General features: G+C 35.6%; 14 protein-coding genes and 1 pseudogene. 8 read left to right on the top strand and 7 right to left on the bottom strand.

Annotated features, from left to right (window positions below; genetic code table 11):
* Positions 1 to 429: 429 nt before the first annotated feature.
* Positions 430 to 4944 carry a leucine-rich repeat domain-containing protein gene (locus tag FCS21_RS15040; RefSeq protein ID WP_138624366.1) on the bottom strand — a complete coding sequence of 1505 codons (4515 nt, stop codon included), beginning with the start codon at positions 4942 to 4944 and terminating at the stop codon, positions 430 to 432.
* A 275-nt stretch (positions 4945 to 5219) separates the two neighbouring features.
* A pseudogene (locus FCS21_RS15035) lies at positions 5220 to 5875 on the bottom strand (IS110 family transposase); the annotation flags it as partial.
* A gap of 474 nt (positions 5876 to 6349) precedes the next feature.
* On the opposite strand from FCS21_RS15035, the gene FCS21_RS15030 reads away from it, so the two are divergent.
* The 4 genes from FCS21_RS15030 to FCS21_RS15015 all read left to right on the top strand — a co-directional run bounded on the left by FCS21_RS15030 (position 6350) and on the right by FCS21_RS15015 (position 9240).
* Positions 6350 to 6952, top strand: coding sequence for an HAD-IB family phosphatase (locus tag FCS21_RS15030; protein WP_138624365.1), 603 nt, complete (start codon positions 6350 to 6352; stop codon positions 6950 to 6952).
* Positions 6953 to 7271: 319 nt separating this feature from the next.
* Positions 7272 to 7706: a DUF6326 family protein gene (locus tag FCS21_RS15025; protein ID WP_138624364.1), complete on the top strand. Its 435-nt coding sequence runs from the start codon at positions 7272 to 7274 to the stop codon at positions 7704 to 7706.
* 195 nt (positions 7707 to 7901) lie between these two features.
* On the top strand, positions 7902 to 8429 hold the full coding sequence (locus FCS21_RS15020) for a DUF3750 domain-containing protein (RefSeq protein ID WP_138624363.1): 528 nt from the start codon (positions 7902 to 7904) through the stop codon (positions 8427 to 8429).
* Between the two features lie 178 nt (positions 8430 to 8607).
* Positions 8608 to 9240, top strand: a complete 633-nt coding sequence (locus tag FCS21_RS15015; protein ID WP_138624362.1) for a CBS domain-containing protein — start codon at positions 8608 to 8610, stop codon at positions 9238 to 9240.
* A 67-nt stretch (positions 9241 to 9307) separates the two neighbouring features.
* On the opposite strand, the gene FCS21_RS15010 is transcribed toward FCS21_RS15015, so the two are convergent.
* Positions 9308 to 10912, bottom strand: coding sequence for a methyl-accepting chemotaxis protein (locus FCS21_RS15010; RefSeq protein WP_138624361.1), 1605 nt, complete (start codon positions 10910 to 10912; stop codon positions 9308 to 9310).
* A gap of 368 nt (positions 10913 to 11280) precedes the next feature.
* Here FCS21_RS15010 and FCS21_RS15005 point away from each other — a divergent pair, with 368 nt between their 5' ends.
* Positions 11281 to 12513: a sensor domain-containing phosphodiesterase gene (locus FCS21_RS15005; RefSeq protein ID WP_138624360.1), complete on the top strand. Its 1233-nt coding sequence runs from the start codon at positions 11281 to 11283 to the stop codon at positions 12511 to 12513.
* A gap of 168 nt (positions 12514 to 12681) precedes the next feature.
* Here the strand turns inward: FCS21_RS15005 and FCS21_RS15000 are convergent, their stop codons facing one another.
* The 4 genes from FCS21_RS15000 to FCS21_RS14985 form a co-directional block, all read right to left on the bottom strand.
* Positions 12682 to 13131, bottom strand: coding sequence for a hypothetical protein (locus FCS21_RS15000; protein WP_138624359.1), 450 nt, complete (start codon positions 13129 to 13131; stop codon positions 12682 to 12684).
* Between the two features lie 316 nt (positions 13132 to 13447).
* Positions 13448 to 14041 carry an FMN-dependent NADH-azoreductase gene (locus FCS21_RS14995; protein WP_138624358.1) on the bottom strand — a complete coding sequence of 198 codons (594 nt, stop codon included), beginning with the start codon at positions 14039 to 14041 and terminating at the stop codon, positions 13448 to 13450.
* 64 nt (positions 14042 to 14105) lie between these two features.
* Positions 14106 to 14255: a siderophore-interacting protein gene (locus FCS21_RS14990; RefSeq protein WP_138624357.1), complete on the bottom strand. Its 150-nt coding sequence runs from the start codon at positions 14253 to 14255 to the stop codon at positions 14106 to 14108.
* 100 nt (positions 14256 to 14355) lie between these two features.
* On the bottom strand, positions 14356 to 15228 hold the full coding sequence (locus tag FCS21_RS14985) for a DODA-type extradiol aromatic ring-opening family dioxygenase (protein ID WP_246047293.1): 873 nt from the start codon (positions 15226 to 15228) through the stop codon (positions 14356 to 14358).
* 220 nt (positions 15229 to 15448) lie between these two features.
* Between FCS21_RS14985 and FCS21_RS14980 the strand changes: the two genes are divergently transcribed.
* The 3 genes from FCS21_RS14980 to FCS21_RS14970 all read left to right on the top strand — a co-directional run bounded on the left by FCS21_RS14980 (position 15449) and on the right by FCS21_RS14970 (position 18916).
* Positions 15449 to 16381, top strand: a complete 933-nt coding sequence (locus FCS21_RS14980; protein WP_138624356.1) for a LysR family transcriptional regulator — start codon at positions 15449 to 15451, stop codon at positions 16379 to 16381.
* A gap of 165 nt (positions 16382 to 16546) precedes the next feature.
* Positions 16547 to 17005, top strand: coding sequence for a DoxX family protein (locus FCS21_RS14975; protein WP_138624355.1), 459 nt, complete (start codon positions 16547 to 16549; stop codon positions 17003 to 17005).
* Positions 17006 to 17332: 327 nt separating this feature from the next.
* Positions 17333 to 18916, top strand: a complete 1584-nt coding sequence (locus tag FCS21_RS14970) for a GGDEF domain-containing protein (RefSeq protein ID WP_138624354.1) — start codon at positions 17333 to 17335, stop codon at positions 18914 to 18916.
* Positions 18917 to 19127 lie beyond the last annotated feature (211 nt).

Raw genomic sequence — 19127 nt, 5'->3', positions numbered from 1 at the left:
TTAAATTCTTTGGTATATTTTTTACGTTTTGCCATTTCTGTTCTCCAGTTAAGCTTATTATGTCTTAACTGGGGTAGTCGAATCCATTAAACCACGTCAGACATTAAATAAGATAGTATTAATACTCATGAACTAACATTCACTTTTGCCACAAAACTGTCATAAATCAGTGCCCAAAATTAGGGAAGTTTATGTTCATTTAGATACGAAAGCTGACATTGAAAGATTGGTAACTGATCGTTGCTACTATTGAAATCATTATGGGTAACCTGATAATTAATAAAGTGTACCTGACCCCACTTAATAATTATTAATAAATATTCTGAAATGGTTATCTAAGCTAATTTAGATACCTATTATGAATTAGATCTCAAAATAGGCATCTTCTTTATGGCTGCAAAGGGCTAATAATACGATGTATAGTTCAAATTAAAATATATAAGGCTTTGATTTAAAGTATTTTTTATCAATATCTTTGCTAGCAAGATAACCCACTTGGATGTGTCTTATATTTGAATGGTGCATTATTGGTTTATAATCGATATTTTTTAAATTAGACAACTTTAAAAAAGTTAACTTATCTAAATTTTCCAACGCTCCCAGAGAATCAACTTTTGTATTGCTCAAGTCTATAACTCTCATCTCTGTTAGTGTAGATAAAAATTGGATATTGATAACATCATTATTAGATAAATCTAAACGTCTCAACTTTTTAAGTTTATCTAAAGCTGATACATCAGTAATTTTATTTTCTGATAGTTTTAAGTTTGTCAGTTCACTAAAGTTATTTAAAACAGATATATCAACAATTGAATTTTGAGATAAATCTAATTTAGTTAATGCATCAAGGCTATTTAAAGCAGATATATCAACAATTGAATTTTGAGATAAATTTAATTTAGTTAATGTATCGAGGTTATTTAAAGCAGATATATCAACAATTGAATTTTGAGACAAGTCTAACTCATTTAAAAGGTGCAGGTTTTCTAAAAATTTAATATCGCTAATATCGGAGTAGCATAAGTTAAGATTCCTTAGGTTAACTAAATTTGCTAAAGGGGAGCTATCCATATGGGATATTGAGCAATAGCTTAAATCTAAGGAAATAAGCTCACTTAAACCAGATAATACATTAAAGTCATCAAAACTAAGCAAACAAGCATTTAATTTTTTTAACTTTGTTAAATTGGCTAATGGGCTGACATCGACTATCCCTGTATATTCTAAATTCAAATTTTCTAACATGGTTAAATCTGAGATAGGTGAAATATCATCGATGTTCGTGTTTGAAATATCTAAATTTTTTAACTTGGTTAACTTTCTTAATTCAGACAAACTATTTAAATGGCGGATTCTCACACCGTTTAAATTAAGAATATTGATAATTGGTGAATTTATAAATGAGGGGAGCCTATCTATTATAGAATTTGATAAATCAATAACTTCAAGTTTACTAAACTTATTAATTATATCTAAATCAGTATAGCTACAACTACTTAAATCTAGCTGAACTATTTCATCTTCGTCGAGCTTAGCTAAAGGAGCAAGCCCTTGAGAAAATTTCCATTTTCGCTCATAACCGAATAAATCGCCTTGATTAATTCCATCCTCAAGCAGTGATTTTTCTTGGGTTAAAAAAGATAACATTACTCTGATTGATTGATCATAACTATTAATACCATCGGCTAGTATAGCTTCAATCAAATTAGATTCTTTAGCAACTTCACAATCCATTTTCTTTATGTCAGTACACAATTTTCGAATATATGAAATTCTATTATCTTTAAAGTAATCCTTTAACATAATGTAAGCGTCAGGCGTTGCAATCTTAATCAATGCTAAAGCACAATAATGGTCTTTAATTATAGATCTTCCCCCTTTAGGTCTAGCAAGGTATGGAATAGCAATATTTCCTGCTGATGCTAAAGCATCTCTTGCTTTTGCTGTGGGAGGTGGAACAACTTTTTTGATTACCTCTTTTAATTGGTAAGAAAATCGAGGGGTAATTTCTCTCATGTTCTCTTTACAACTTAATACTAATAAATATAGAGATGTTGCGGAATTCAAATCATGATCAGACTCGAAGTCTTTGGCTTTCGATAATAATTCAGTTAAATATTTTTCATTTTCTATTTTTGATGTACGTAACCCTATTGCTAACTGTATTGTTCCATTCCAATAGTCATTTCCTGCATTTTTAGACAAACACTCGGTGTCATTCTCAGATATTATATATTTTGCCGTATAAAATTCTTGAAATGTTCGGTGCGTAAACTGAATTTCATTCAATCCGACTTGAACTAATAACCCACTTCGCTCCAGGAAAAACAATTCCAATTCCTCAGCAGATATATATCTCCATAATTCAGGCATATCTTTACTTTTTGACTTTAATCTTTGTTTCAAAATGTCTGGAGATATAGATGTTTTACCGTTATTGGTCATCCAAAAGGCGATATCTGATAAAAGTGATTCTTTGTTTCTCAGGTCTAATAAGGTGAACTTATCTGTTTCAATAACTTTCTTTTCACGATCTCTGCTATCAAGAAACAATCGACATGTTGATTCATATAAATCCGTTCTATCTTTTGGTAAATATCCATTTCGATCATGATGCAACATGCATAAAACACCGCATAAAAGTGGATTTTGAGCTAAGTTTCTTAATACTTTTTGCTGCCTTAACTTTTCTAATAGGCTTACTGCTTGTTGGTGTAGAGCATCTGGTTTGGTTTTGTCGTATTCTAAAGCTATTGCGTGATGCCAATGCTCAACAAAATCAGATTGAGCTTTCCTATCCATCGTTTGCAATTGAATTACATTGAAGTCGAGGTGTTCTAATGAGGTATTTTCATAAGCAGACGGACGTGATGTAAGTATGAACTGGTTTCCATTATATCGTTCACAAAGTATCTCAATCCAATCGAGCACTTCTTGCCTTCTCTCTTTAGGTACTTCGTCAAAGCCATCAATCATTATAATAGCTAGCTTATTTTCCAGAATATTACCTATCCATTCGGTATGTGTTTTCTCAATTTCTATCCCTTCAGTCATAAAGGCATAGAAATCTAATTCATCGGGTAAACAGCTTTCATTTAGAATGGATCTTAGCTGAATTAAAACGGGAACTTTTTTATTGAAATCAGCTTGATCACTTCCAAATGAACGACGACCACATTGAACAGTTAACCATTGTAAAAGAGTAGTTTTTCCCTGTCCTGCTTCTCCTAGAATCACAAGCCTAGTATAACAAGTAAGAGCTTCATTGGTTGACATGACTTTATTATCTTCAGAATTATTAAAATCTGTTTCTGTAGTTAAAGATATATATGCGACACTTAATTGATATTTTCTTGTTCTCTTGCCAAAGCTAAGACCAAAAATTTTCAACTCATCAAAACGTCTTGCTATTGCTCGTCTAAACTCATCCTCGATTAAAACAACTTCATCAACTTCACTTGAACTACTTTCTTTCCATCGCCCTAATTCTTCTCTAAGATTTTTGAACAGAGGTTCATGCTCATTTAGTTGAGCATATAGGTTTTCTTTAGTCCATGAAGGAAGAGCATTGCTACAATCAATTATAAGCTCACAGAATTCTTTCAATATATTACTAAAAGCATTACTTATAATTTCATCATTATAAATACTTTCTTCTTCTGTAGTATGTAAGTGTAAAGAGCCATAAAGTGTATGTGGGTTATAGTCAATTCTTTCGAGTGATAGATGTGTTGGAAAGTGTTTTTTTAAAACTGAATTTAATAGTAGAAAAACTTTTTCTTTAGATTTAAATTCGAGTTTAGTGCCAATTAGCTTTTTGCTAAGCTCAACAAAATCATCTAATAGACTCTTAAATGCTATTTCACCTTGGTTCTTAGTTTTTGCTCCACCTATCGCTTTTAAGTGATCTGTATATTGGGTGTTTTTGGGAACTTCTAACCAAATTGATGCAATAATATCAATCATGCATGGAGAAACAGTCTCATATAGCAGATCATCTAATATTTGTTTTTCTCTTTCTTTTCTTTGCTCCACATCTAAAATAGATAACTCTACTTTACTTACTTTTTCAATATTTGTGTTGTTAAGCTCATTATTAACTTCACTAAATAAAAGAGGAAGTTCATCAAAATTTTCAAAAAATAATGGATGTATATTAGATCGTAAATAAAGTTGCTGAAGCTCTTCTGGCAAACTTTCCCAAGCACTCTCTCTTATGATAACTATAGAGTACTCAAGTTGGCTTGATAGTTTTTTGTCTGCACAATATTGATACCACTCAATAACTCTAGGATCTACCATTGAACAACCAACATATACAATAGAATGAGCAAGTAAGGTAGCTTTGAGTTTTGCGTCAAGAAATGGGTATTTATCTGAAAAATTCAAATAGCTTTGTTCATCTAGAGTCCATTCTCTTATATTGGTAACTCCACCATGAATTTTATATAGCGAAATGAAATCATTTTGTTCGAGTCCACAATTATCCTCTTGAGTTACTAAATTGAAATTAATTTTATTTCTGTCTAAAGCTGATTCCAATAATTGATCATAGTTAGTTGTGAAAATATTCTTCCAAAGGTTGGTTGTTAGGGCTAAATGGGTAGAAGTTGGTTCATTTGGTAAAGGTAAAAAAATGCTTGATAGAGCCTTATTTAATCGGCCATAACCATTAATTTGTGCAAAATTTTGTATCCATAAAGTAAAAGATCTATTTACGGACTCTAAAGGAAATGTAATATCATTTGGCACAAAATTTGGCAGTGGTTTTACACTATTATCTTTTAGTAACCCAATAAGTTGATCAGTGGTTGGGTAGCCCGCAGGAACTGAAAGCCCTGCACCAACCCAAAGAATGGGTTGAAAAGTTGTATTTTTTTGTCCTTGCCTTAATAATTCAAGTAGTGCACACCATTCTTCTGACTTTTTAAAACTATCACCCATTACAATTCCATTTGAATTATTTTTAATAGATTTGATTATACATCATTAGGTTACTGAATAAAGGAGTGTGGTAGAACAGAGAAATTGACCTATAAAATAGTCTATAAATAATTGTGAAATACCCGCAAAAGTATCTTATTTTCGTCTTATGGGGTTTATTAAAGTCACAAAAGAGTTAGCCCCATATATTTTTTGACCTTTTAGTGATGCAATTTAAAGAATAAGTGTGAAGCTATGTTGCTACATAAGTGCTACAGGTTAAAGGTTATCGATAGCCGATCACCGCCACTTGAGTGTTCACTTGGTACGAGATCAAGGTAACTCATTAATTTTCTGGGGTGGTCGAACCGTGTTAAATCACCTAGCTCAGCGATAACACCGGTTGCCACTAACAACCTGACACCACGCAGTGCTTGTACGGCTTTAACAACGCGATAATATCGCCAGTTTTTAACTTGATGCGTTAACTCATTATCCAGTCTCTTTAAACGTTTTAGTCTTTCATCGCGGTTTCCCGTGAACGAGATAAGTCTCTTACTGCTTCATCTTCTGGCTCAGGTACATAAATGGGTGTTAATTCTTCTGTTTTGAGCAGTTTTGCTAATTTCAATGCATCACGTTTATCGGTCTTAATGCGCTCACCAGGTTTTTTGGGGATAAGCGAAGGGGCAATAACATAACAACAGTGATGAAGACTGGTCAGTAAACGATAAATCCAATAGCCACAAGGTCCTGCTTCATACACAAAATGCAGTGTTGCATCAGGATATTTAGACTGAAGTTGTCTAGCGAGTTTCTTGAACGCGGCTTTATTGCTGAGAATTCTGCCTAGGTGGGTTGATTTAGCCCCGCGTTGGTCTTCTATGTAAGCCACTTCAGTAAATGTTTTATGTGTATCTAAGCCAATGAAAAGTATGTTATGTTTTATCATGCTAGCCTCTGTTTTATATTGTTGACACATATAGTATGGCTCTGGTTTGTCAAACTAACCCACGTTCAGAGGCTAGCACCTCGTGGGGAGTCATTGTGTCTATGTGTACGTATGATCCGATAGACAGTTTACGAATTTAATTTTATTTAGAAAGCGGGAACTTAAATGGCAGTTTTAATAATTATAAATCTAATCAGTATTCTTGTGTGTTATTACGTGGCTAAGCATCGCAAAGCTAAAATCACGTTTTGGGTTTTAGTCTCATTAGTTGTAGGACCGTTAGCTATTCCTTTCGTCTTCTTCTCGAAACCTGAAACTTTAACTGAATAGCTTTAATTGTATATGTGTAGCGTGTACACATAAACAAGTCAATTTAAACGGAACTAAAACATTTGGCTGGTTCCGCTTCGCTTTACATTTTAGCCAACGGCTACTTACCGCTTAAGGCAGCCTTAGTACTCAAGGAGGATATCGGTGAATTTGGCACTTTTCGATTTTGATGGAACGATTACTACACAAGATACTTATACTAAATTTATCATGGCTTCGACGCCAACCCTTAGATTATTGTTTGGTTATATACTGCTTTCTCCTGTGATTCTTTTGTATAAATTTAATGTATTGTCTGCATCTAAAGTTCGCCCTTTAATCACCTGGGTTTCATTTAAAAATCGAAAACAAACTGATATTTCACATGTAGCAACAGATTTTGTAAATAATTACCTACCCACAGTTATTAGAAATAATATGCTACAAAAAATCCAGTGGCATCAGAAAAATGGAGATGAAGTATATGTTGTGTCAGCATCCTTATCACCGTACCTAAATTTATGGTGTTCTGAGCAAGGCGTTAAAGTCTTATGCAGTGAACTTGAACTAGTTAATGGTAAGTATTCTGGTAAATACGTGAATGGGGATTGTAGCGGTTACAGAAAAGTATCTTCAATTCATAATGAAATAAACCTGAGCGTATTCCATAAAATTTTTGCTTATGGGGATACTGATGAGGATCTAGCAATGTTAAGTATTGCAGATGTTAAATACTTTAAAGGCAAGCAATTGCCAAATAAATGCTAACAAGAGACTATGGCGTCAATAGTTAGTTAATAACTTTTGGCCATCGCTTCGCGATTATAGCCAACAATTATTTGTCTCTGAATGAGGCGTTACACGTATCATGCCATCGATAATAAGTTGTTGAAGGTATCTGCACGGCGACAGACTTAGCACGAGTAAAATTCAATAAGTTAGTCAATTTATCGGAAAAATTGCGTTGTCGGGTTAATAACTTCACTCCATAAGCCGTTAACTGGCAAAATAGATAACAGCAGTGTGTCACATTACTTGTTATTATCATGGGTGGCATATTAACTTTTTCTCAGGAAATGGAGTTCAAATGAGTTCGACTAATAGTTCAACGAGTGTTTTTCAAGACTTCCCAATCAACGTAAAGCTAGTAATATCGTCGCTTTGGGTCGCTGTTATGTTTTGCTATGTATATGGTGATTATATTGAAGTTTATGTTCCTGGCGTTTTAGCTAACGCGATGCAAGTAACATCAGCTAAGGAAGCGATTCAATTAGAGTTCTTTGCAGTAGCTCTACTTATGTCTATTCCTAGTGTAATGATATTTCTTACTCTAGTATTAAAGCCAAGTATTAATCGTGGGTTAAATATAATTATGCCTACTTTATACGTAGTCCTTCTTATTGCGGTAAACCTAGAAACGACATGGGTTTTCTATTTATATCTAACGGCGATTGAAATATTACTTTCAATCGCTACTGTTTGGTATGCGTGGAACTGGCCTAAAACCAAGCAGAGTCAGTAGCTAATATATAACAACACGCTTTGAGGTGGCAGCAGCCTTAAAACTTAGTTTCCACCGCTTATTTTAATAGCGGGGAAGCCTTGTTTTCCCAAAAATAATAACGTACCGATAACCGACCCACTCGACAAGTTTTTACCTTGTTTAATTTGTGTTATAAATAATTAACGCGCAATGTATTTTTTACGAAGAGGCAATATGAAATTTTTTACGGTGGTTTTTATTATATTGCTACTCAATGCGTGTAGTCATGATAGTTGGCAAACAGCCAGTAGAGAACCAGCAGGTATCGCTTCTTTGCCCAGTGAAGATAGTAGGGCTGTGATAGAGTTTTATGCTGCAGATGCTTTTAGCTGGCGTGGTTGGTTTGCAGTCCATCCTTGGGTTGCTATAAAAGAAGAAAAAGCCATTGAATATAGTGTTTATGAAGTGGTGGGTTGGCAAGTAAAACAAGGGCTACCTGCTATAAAGCACTATCAAACAGCTACGCCAGATAGGTATTGGTACGGTTCAAGGCCAGAGTTATTGCTCTCAATTAAGGGAGATAAAGCGTCACTGCTTATTCCTAAAATTAAAGCGGCAATAGCACTATACCCTTGGATGAATGAATACCGTGTTTTTCCTGGTCCTAATAGTAATACTTTTGTCGCTTGGCTGGGGGCTCAGGTACCAGAGCTTGAATTAGTACTCCCTTTTAGTGCTATTGGTAGTGGTTATATTAACTAGGGTCTGTTGATCTTTCAGGTTTGAAATTTATACGGCGTTATCACATGTTCGTGTAGCTAGCTACACGTCAGATGCTCTGGTTTGTCTAAATACCAAATAAGTTGCTGTAAAAGTAATCTCGAAAGATCAACAGCCGCTAATATCATGTGATTTATTTACTCTGTCAAGGTGACTTATTATGTTCGCAATATATACACCCAATGGTAGAACCTTTTCTGGTCCACTGGAGGAGCTTTACCGTGTTCAAAAGACAATGGTATCTGAGAAGTCACGAAGCTTTGAAGAAATAGATGAATTATCTCTTATCAATAAAAAGGGTTATAAGCCTTCTAACAAAGCACTTGATGCCTATAATAAGGTTATTAGTAAGCCAGACCAAAAAGAGTTAATTTGTCACGCTTATCAAATAATGACTTCTCCGGTAGAGCTTATTACTCATAGTGACGTATTAACATCCGTTATTGAAAAGTTTACTCGGCTCCCTTATCAGGAGTTTCCAATCATCAACAGCCAACAACAACTTATCGGCAGTCTATCTAGACAACAACTTTATGAATATATTTTGAAGCATGGTACTACTTCAAAAGGCGATAAAACAAAAAATGTACAGACGCTGTTCTTAAATGAGCAATCAAAAGTTTATACCGCTGAACCGGTCACAGACATAAGGCGTATTGCGGCATTACAAGTCAATAACCATTTACATACTATTCCTATATTAGAAGGTAATGGCAAAATGGTTGGCATTATTTCACGCACAGATATTATAAAAGCGGTCTCTATGGACCCACCACTATCCTTGTGGTGTTAGTGACTATTGAAGGTCAACATTGTTAGTGATAAGTTTTTTCAAGCGTTTATTGCTAAGTAATAAGCGCTTATTTTCTTAAAAATGAAGCGAGTTGATCAACATGCGATTGAGTTTCATTAATTAAAAGACCAATTTGAACGGCGGCTTGATTAGATGTTTTCGCAAGGTTACGTACTTCATCGGCTACTACGGCAAAGCCTCGGCCAGCTTCACCTGCTCTTGCTGCTTCAATAGCGGCATTAAGTGCGAGTAAATTAGTTTGATCCGCTACCGCGTTTATTGTCGTTACCGTCGTTTGAATTTTGCTTAACACCGTCGACATAGAATGATGGGTTTCGGTCACTAACTTGTTACGCGAAGAGACGTTATTACCAAAGACCACATACTTAGCAATATCGCCATTTAAATCTGTTATTGATGAAATGATACAGTCTAAAATTACCTCAATGCCTTGATGGTTTAGTGTCATCATTACCTCAGTAGCTTCGCCTCGTTGTATCATCTGCAACCCTGACGGGTCTAAATGATCTTTTAAATTACCAATGACGGTAAGCATAGTTGGGTCATTAAAAATATTGAGTTGTTTTTGGGTATATTCATTCGCTAAAATAAAATGACCTTTTTCATCAAATTCTAAAACAGCTGAATGGCTACTGATGGCATCTCTTTGATTAACTTGCTCTAAAACTATTTGCTTTATTTCACGTACATCTGAACTAACACCTACGAAACCGGTATGCTCACCCGCTTCATTGAAAATAGGGTTAACGGCTAAAACAATCCAATAAGGTACACCACTTTTATCAAAATTTAGTATCTCTTCATAAAAAGGCTCTTTCGCTTTAATTTTTTTTGATATGCGTTTAATGGTGTCTTGATTTGTTTGCTTACCTTGTAATAAAGAGCCAGGTTTTTTGCCCTTAACCTCTTCGAGTGTATGACCTGAAAGTTTCTCAAAACCTGGGTTAACGTATTCTACTAAGCCATTTTTATCGGTAATTAATACACTTGTACTGGTATTACTTACTACCTTAGATAACATTTCAAATTGCTTTAAATTTGAATTTTTTGGTTGATGAGACAATACAAACGCCGTTAACTGTTGACCGTTCGGATCAATGGTATGACGCATTACGCGAAAATAAAGGTTATCTTGCTCGGATAAGCACAGCATATGATCTTTACTTTTATAACTACTTTCTAAAATTTGTAGCAAATGAGTATCATTTTCATCTAAATAAAGGTCATCAATATTCACCGACTGTAAATTAGCCATGACTAGGTTTTTATTGCTATCAAATACCACGCAGGCATTTTTACTAAACGTTAATAAGTCTTGCCAAGTTTGTTCAGTCAATGCTTGTATAGGTAGAGGCTTAAACAGATAAAGTGCGTAAGACTCAAGACCTTTAAAGGTTAAAGGCATAACCTGTTGACTTAGATGTAACGAGTCATTATAGATAATGGTGTTGCTAATTTTGTCATAACGCTTAAGTAAAGTGATAAAGGCCTGATTGAGATCGGATTCTGGTAAACGGTTAGCTAACTGGCTAAATTCATCATTAGCCGCAACTATTTTTTGTTGTTTATCTACCACAATAGCGGCTAACGGGTGTGTGACAACTAACTGCTTTGCTAATCGTTTTTTATTAACTTTTGAACTAAACCACATAAAAACTCTTCACTTAATAATAATATCATCAGTTAAACGTTGGCTACGCAAAAATAGATCACAAGTTTTTAGACCGTTATTTTTAAGCACAAGATGCGCTACATTTTCCCTATCACTTTATGAATACCACTAATAAAATTAATTAATTATTGATCTTTATTGGCAAAGTAAGAGTAATGGTTCATCACTTTAGCATTGTCGCTTAAACGAGAAGAAGAAACTCTCTATTCATTCTAGATAAATAAAAGAACTTATTGCCACATCGTTTAAGCGGCAATAGGTAACATTGGCTGTTTTCAGTCTCTCAATATTCTAGCCAATAATAAATAACTCTTTAATAATACCTCATACTACAAATCTGGAAAAATATGAAAAGTGATGATTTACAATCTCTTATACTGAATAAAAATAATAGCGGCAACGTCAATAGTCAGTTAAAGAATATTTTATCTATTATTCGCAAGCACCTGAATATGGAAGTCGCTTTTATTTCAGAGTTTATAGATGGTGAGAGAGTGTTTAGGTTTATTGATGCTAAACATGAAGTGCCACCAATAAATGTAGGTGAATCAGACCCACTAGAGCAAACTTACTGCCAAAGGATTGTCGATAATACTTTGCCTAATATTATTCAAAATACTAACAATGATAATATTACCAAAACCTTATCTGTCACCAATAAATTGTCTATTGGTTCTTATATGGGAGTGCCAATACGTCTTTCTACTGGTAAAACATACGGTACATTTTGTTGCTATAAAAAATCGCCTGATGATACGCTCAACAAAAGGGACTTATCATTTTTAAGCGTTATTGCGGATATTGTTAGTGACTTAATTGAACAGCATATTGACGTTGAAGATGCTCACAAAGCAATAGAGCAGAGAACACTGTTAATGTTAGAGCCTAATAAAATAGAAATTCATTACCAACCTGTTTATAGCCTTATTACTAATCAAGTCACAGGTTTTGAATCTTTATCGAGATTTGTTTCAACCCCTTATATAACTCCAGATGTTTGGTTTAATGAAGCATCACAAGTTGGCTTGGGCGAGGAACTCGAAATGATGGCAATTAACAATGCCATTAAAGGTATGGGGGATTTTCAAAAAGACCTGTATATCTCGATAAACACATCGCCAGAATATATTTTAAGTGGGGCTGTAGCAAAAATATTATCAGGTATTGATACTAGACGCATTGTGTTAGAGATTACCGAGCATTCACCAATCAGTAGTTATGCCGACTTTCGTGAGGCACTCAAGCCACTTAGAGAGCAGGGTGTTCGTTTAGCCATTGATGATGCGGGGGCGGGCTACTCTAGCTTTAAACATATTTTAGAACTTGAAGCAGATATTATAAAACTCGATATTAGTCTTACGCAAAATATTCACAGAGATCGGAAAAAATTTTTACTTGCGAAAGCATTATGCGGATTTGCAAAAGCGATAGATTGCATCATTATTGCAGAGGGTATTGAGACAGCAGAAGAGTTAAACGCCCTTAAAGAACTTAACGTTGATAAGGTTCAAGGATATTTACTTGGTAGACCGATGCCAATTGAACAAGCTATTTCACATGTGCAGAACATTTTAGTTTAGCAAGGGGAGTTGTCTTTTTTACATTTATGGCTTAACAATAAAGTAAATCATTTAATTAATGTAATTTTGAGAGGTTAATCGCACTAAAAGCACTTCAAATTGCTATAACCAAACAGCGTTTTATATACCGCTTGATATAAAAAATGAGTTATAGCAAAGTTAAATTTTTTACTTGAAAATTACTTTTCTTAATCTATATTCACCTGTTAACTCCCTTACTTCAGGGTACTTAGCTGATGTTTCTTCAGAAATTTTTTGATTTTCTTTCCCCCATTTTTTCATAAAATTATCATATTTAGCTTTATTAGGCTCTAAATCTTCCGCGCTAGTAAAGGTGACCGTTAACACCAAATTAAAATCCCCGCTTTGTGGTAATTCACTTGCCCATATATTCCAGTCTTTTATGTAGCCCAATTCCTTTTGAATTTTTACTGCTTTTATCCAGCTCTTTGTTAAACCAGCTAAATAAACATCTTCCATGTTGGGATCTACTTTTACGGTAGTAACAGAGAGTACTTCTTTACTTAATTCATAATCTTCAAACATTTCTAATCGATCTTTCGCAACAACTTGTAGACTCATTAATAGTGTTAGTAAACATAGATTGATTATTTTCATGATCTCTTCTCCTCAAGTTAGTTTAGCTAATACACAACTCAAATCGTATTAAACGTATAGAGTATAGAATAAGCTCTACGTTTCCCTGTATAAATAACCCAATTAAGTCAGATAAAGTAAACTTGCTTTAAAGAGCACTTAAACAAACAGCCGCGTTTAAGTCATGAGTATTGAACTGAGTCGACAAGGCATCTCAATAAGGAGGGGGAGTTAACGGCTTACTCTGCTAAATGATTACCACAGCTGAAAAGCTGTGGTATGTATATTTGGTTGTTTAATGTACAGGCATGGCTGTCTGTACATCTTTTTGCTTTGCTTAGCTAAACAGCTCTGCGTTATCTAATACTGCGGCAATTTTTTGCTTAGCCGATGCTAATAACGTAGCAGGAGAGCCTTTAGAGCCACTCGCTTCTATATGTACAATCTCTTTGACGCCAATAAAACGACAAATATGCTCAAGGTAGTCGCTAGTAAAATCTATATTGCTACCAATAGGCGTACCACCTGTGCCAGTGATAATAAAGGCTGTTTTAATGTCTAATAAGCCTACTGGGCCCTCATTGGTATACTGAAAACTCACACCTGCTCGGCAAACGGCATCAATCCATTGCTTTAAGGTTGCTGGCACACCAAAATTATACATAGGCGCGCCAATAACTAGCACATCAGCCTGCTGTAACTCGGCAATCAAAGTATTTGAAAGCTTAAGCTGTGCCGTAATAGCATCGTCGTCGCTTGCCTTTGAGCCATGCACAGCAACTAACTCTTCGGCGCTAATTGGTGGTAATGGGTTAAACGCTAAGTCTCTATGGACAACATCGCCAGCTAAAGAGTCAGTTAAAAACTTGCCAATTGTGCGAGTGTTTGACTCCTCGATTCTAGTGCTACTGTTAATATGTAAAATATTCATTATTTGTTATTCCTAATTATTGTCACCGAGAAAAATGTCTCGCCATATTTTATTAACTATTTTCTTAAGCACCTTGCAGTTTAATGGCCTTATGGCCATCTTTTGATATCCCCTGCTTGCAATAACTACCATAAAGGTGCTCACGGGATACTTTTGTTTCATCTTGAACATAACGACGCAATTCACGCATAGTGCTGAAAGGCTTAGTGACCATACTCTCAATAATGCCACTACAACAGGCAATGCTGCACCTAAAAAGCTAGTGTTCTGGTTGAACTCCTCAGTAGCTTACGCGACAAAACTTTAAGGTCTTATTAACCAAACTGAAAGGCTGATATTTGCGTTTTAAGCACTTGCTGAGAATAAACTTTAGTACCTTGATCATTACCTGCAGCGCCTGCCACAACCATGAGTGGTATGAGGTGTTCCTCTTCTCCTAACTGATGCGATTTAAGCGCTGCTGGAGCTTGTGACCAATTACTAAGACCTGCGTTTCTTTCGTCGGCAGTAGCGCTAACCGTGTTACTTAGCCATTGATCAAAGACTTCTGACGGTGCGGTAAAATTGTCATCACCGTAGCCGCGCATATTATGAAAGGACATACCGCTCCCGATCATTAATACCCCTTCGTTACGTAATGCGGCAATTGCTTTACCTGCTTGCAAATGTGCTGCAGGGTCGAGATCATTACGCAATGACAATTGCAGCACGGGAATATCAGCGTCAGGAAACATAAGTTTTAACGGCACGAATACGCCATGATCAAAACCTCTGCTAGTATCAAGTTCATTGTTCAACCCAGCGTCTGTCAGTAGGTTACTAATTCGTTTAGCTAAGCTAGGCGCACCGACTGCTTGATAAGTAAGTTGGTAAGTATGCTCTGGGAATCCGTAATAATCATAAATAAGCTCAGGCTGTTTACTCGCCGTTAGGCGAAACTCAGAAGCTTGCCAATGGGCACTGATAAGCAAAATAGCTTTTGGTGACTGTGGTAAGCGCCCCGGGATACTTCTTAAAAAGTCAGCCATCTTGTGCCACATATTGCTCGGTTGCCAGTCCATAAAAAAACAAGGACCGGCACCGTGAGGTATAAAAAATAGCGGCTGCGTTACTGTGGTGTTAAATGAGTCACCAGATCTTTGGTTCGGCATTTGATTTGGCACTTTATTAGGCGTTGGCTTGGTCACGTCATCACTCCTAAGCAGTTACTTACTGTTAATGTATGCCATTAATTAAGCAATACTGTCTATAAGGCTTCATTTAAGAAGCACACTTTACTATCAATGGAATAAAAGAGTAATATGGATAATATTGAATAACTAACAACATTATGTTGATAGTTAAATGGATACTAGTATCCATTTAACGCAGCTAATTTAACAAGAGTGCAAATGAGCGAGACAAAAAATGGATAGAATTGAGGCAATGCGTGCTTTTGTAGCGGTAGTAGCCGAAGGTAGCTTTAGTAATGCTGCCACCAGTATGCAGCTATCACCACAACTGGTAAGCAAATATGTGGCTAAGTTAGAAGATCAGCTTGGTATACGCTTACTAAATAGAACCACTCGTAAGGTGAGCCTTACAGAAGCAGGTACTCACTACGTTCAGCATGCGCAGCAAATATTATTAAGTATTGATGAAATGGACTCGCAGCTAGGTGGCTTACAACAAAATCCTAAAGGCACCTTAAGAATAAGTGCCCCTGTCTCCTTTGCATTAAAACATATGGCTAAGTTGATCACTGACTTTCAATTGCAATATCCCTTAGTTAATATAGAGTTACAGCTTAACGACCGGAAAATAGACATTGTTGATGAAGGGTTTGATATTGCACTGCGCATTGGCAATCTTAAAGACTCATCACTGATTGCCAAATACATCGCTCCTATTCGCGTCATTTTATGCGCTTCACCTGAATACCTCAAAAAGCATGGTACACCTAAGCAACCTGAAGATCTGAAAAACCACCGTTACTTACATTACAATTACTCTGAAATAGATAGTAAAGATAATATTTATCAATGGCTAAATGCTAAAAATATTGATACCCGTGGCGGTTTTGACAGCAATAATGGTGATATTTTAGTGGAAGCGGCAATAGCAGGAGCCGGGTTAGCACTACAACCAACGTTTATTGCCAGTAACGCCATTAGTAGTGGTCAATTAACACAAGTATTAGCTGACTTTGAGTTAAAGCCGCTTGGGTTATATGCCGTTTATGCCCATCGGAAATTACTGCCCAGTAAAGTCAGGTGTTTTATTGATTTCATTGAAAACTATTACGGATCACCACCGACGTGGGACCAGTCATTGCTTAATCAAACGGCACGATCTTATTGAGTATCAAGTGAGGGGGGTTACCACGTCCCTTAAATAAATTATAAATAAAACGTTGTTAATTATTCAATAAATACCAGATTACTCTTTGTTTATGTTGATAGTAAAGTGTGTCCATCTCATCGAACGGGGACAAGATAACCCCCAAGCTATCTACAGGACTCAATTATGAAAACTTCACTTACTAACATATTATTCACCTCTAATGCCGGACTTGCGGGTCTTATACTGCGCGTACCTATTGGGTTAATTTTGGCTGCACACGGCGGACAAAAATTGTTTGCTTGGTTTGGTGGTTATGGATTAGAGGCTACGGGACAATGGATGGAGAGCATTGGTATTGTACCGGGTTTCTTGATGGCACTTTTAGCCGGCAGTGCTGAATTTTTTGGCGGCTTAGCAATAGCCATAGGCGTGCTGACTCGCCCAGCAGCAGCAGTCGCTGCGGTTACCATGTTAGTGGCAATTTTTACCGTGCATATTGGTAACGGTTTGTTTATGTCGAATAACGGTTATGAATACGTACTAACACTTTTTCTTGCACTTGTTGCCATCACTTTACAAGGGGCAGGTAGCTTGAGCGTTGATGGTTTATTTGCCCAAAAAATCACGTTAGCTGAAAAATAGGTGCAACCTTATATTAGCATTTCTATTCATATTAAAGTCAGCCAATGAGTTGACCGTATAACACCGCAACGCTCTATGAAAGAAAGTTGCGGTCAATCAAGTAAGGACAAAAATTAACTAGTGTAGTTATAGATTTTTAACATGCTAACTAGGTTATTTCTTGATGAATTTTTCCACTGTTGTTGTATACTTTTCAATGGAAAGAGTAAACATTACCGACTAAAGCAGCTACTATTGAAAAATAGATGCTATGTTCTCTATATTATCGAGCACTGACGCCTGTTTATGCTAACTTTATGTGGCTGACCTCTAGGATGAGGAAGAGAAATGAATCAAGAGTTAAATTCACTCAATAAAGCTAACAATGAGCTTAAGCGCGCATTAGGCCATTTTGTTAATAGCTTGCCAAGCTCTGGCCCTTTAGGCGGTCAAGTGCAGAGTATTGCCGATACCTTACACGCTAATGATGCTATTTATACTTTTGCTTCGCTTGTAGAGCAATATACTAAAATGCAGCAAAGCATTAATGAATTAGAGCGTGAAGATCTGGAAAGAGATATAGCAGCGTTTAAATTATTAATAAGTCAAAGTGCTAACAAAAATATTTTACCCATCCAAAAAGAAAAACTCACTGCTATATTAGCTAAAATTAACTTAGAACAATCTACTCATACGTTGATGATTGCAGCGGGTAAAGCGTTAGTATATTTAGCTGATGAATTAAGTCAGCTAAAAGAATCAAAAGAAGGCTCCAAGGTAGTTGCTTCTATTAAATATATCGCGACTGAAGACACTGAGTTGGTGACTGGAGATGTGTTTTCAACTAGTAAACGATTAATTAAAGAAGTCGTCACTATTTCAAGACAATTAATTCAGATGTACCCCAATGACACTTTTATTAGAAACCTTTTATACGAGGCTAGTCATCAAATTCCCGATAACCAAGGATCTTTTTCTAAAGCTATTGATTTATTAGCAGGTACTGCAGAGTATTTAGCTTTATTACTTCAACAAGAGCGTTGTTGGGCTGAAGAAATACTTAATGATATTCATACCAACTTAATTAGGGCTTTGAAAGAAACCGCTATCATTGATAAGTTGATGGCCTCGGCCAAAAGTCATACTAATCAAGTACAACTTGCTATGGTGTCGGAATTGGAAAGTATGGAAGTTAAGGCCAAGCGTATAAATACTATTAAAGGTATGCAAAAACATATCAATCATAGTGTTTTATTAATGTCTGAAATTATCAATAATTATGCTAAATCACAAAACGAAACGCATAATGCTAATATTAAAACTATTCAAACGCTAGATGAAAAAATTAGCAATGCCACTAGCTTCATTGAAAAACTTGAGGGACAGTTAAATTTAGCCAAAGAGACTAATTTAATTGATGAGCTCACCGGAGTGGGCAATCGCAAAGGTTATGTGCAGGTTATTAATAAAGAAAGGGGGCACTGGTTAACGACTAAGCGTCCCTTAACGTTAGTACTCATTGATGTTGATAGATTTAAAGGTATCAATGATACTTTTGGTCACAGTATTGGTGATCAAGTGTTGAAAAGTTTAGTAGAAACCTTAAAAAACACTCTACGTTCTTCTGATTATATCGCGCGCTTTGGCGGTGATGAATTTATTCTTATTTTACCCGAAACAGACCTTGATATGGCGTTTGAGCTAACTAAAAAAATACGTAAAGTATTGAGTAGTTTAAAATTTAAATTACGAAAAAAGAACAAAACATTAAAGATAAGCTGTTCATATGGTATTTCAAACTTTACCCATAAAGTGTTCAACACCGTAGATGTTTTTAATGGCGCAGATAAAGCGCTTTATCAAGCTAAAGAAACAGGTAGGGATGATATTGTAGTGTACTCAGACGATAAATTTATCAGTATGGATAAGTAAAAAATAATAATGCTACATTGCTTTACACTGAAGCTTACGCAAAACTTATTTAATAAAGCAGTAAACCCAGCTAAAAGGCATGGTGGGGAAAGCACTAGCTGGTGTCAGTATAGTAATGACGTATAAGTGAGTGACTTAATTTACTAAAGATTATTAATAAATAGCCGATAATAAAGATATCAACAATATTTTTATTTTTATTTTTTTAATC

The sequence above is a fragment of the Colwellia ponticola genome (genome assembly GCF_005885605.1).
GTDB classification, from domain to species: domain Bacteria; phylum Pseudomonadota; class Gammaproteobacteria; order Enterobacterales; family Alteromonadaceae; genus Colwellia; species Colwellia ponticola.
This window is presented reverse-complemented; position numbering and strand designations above follow the sequence as displayed.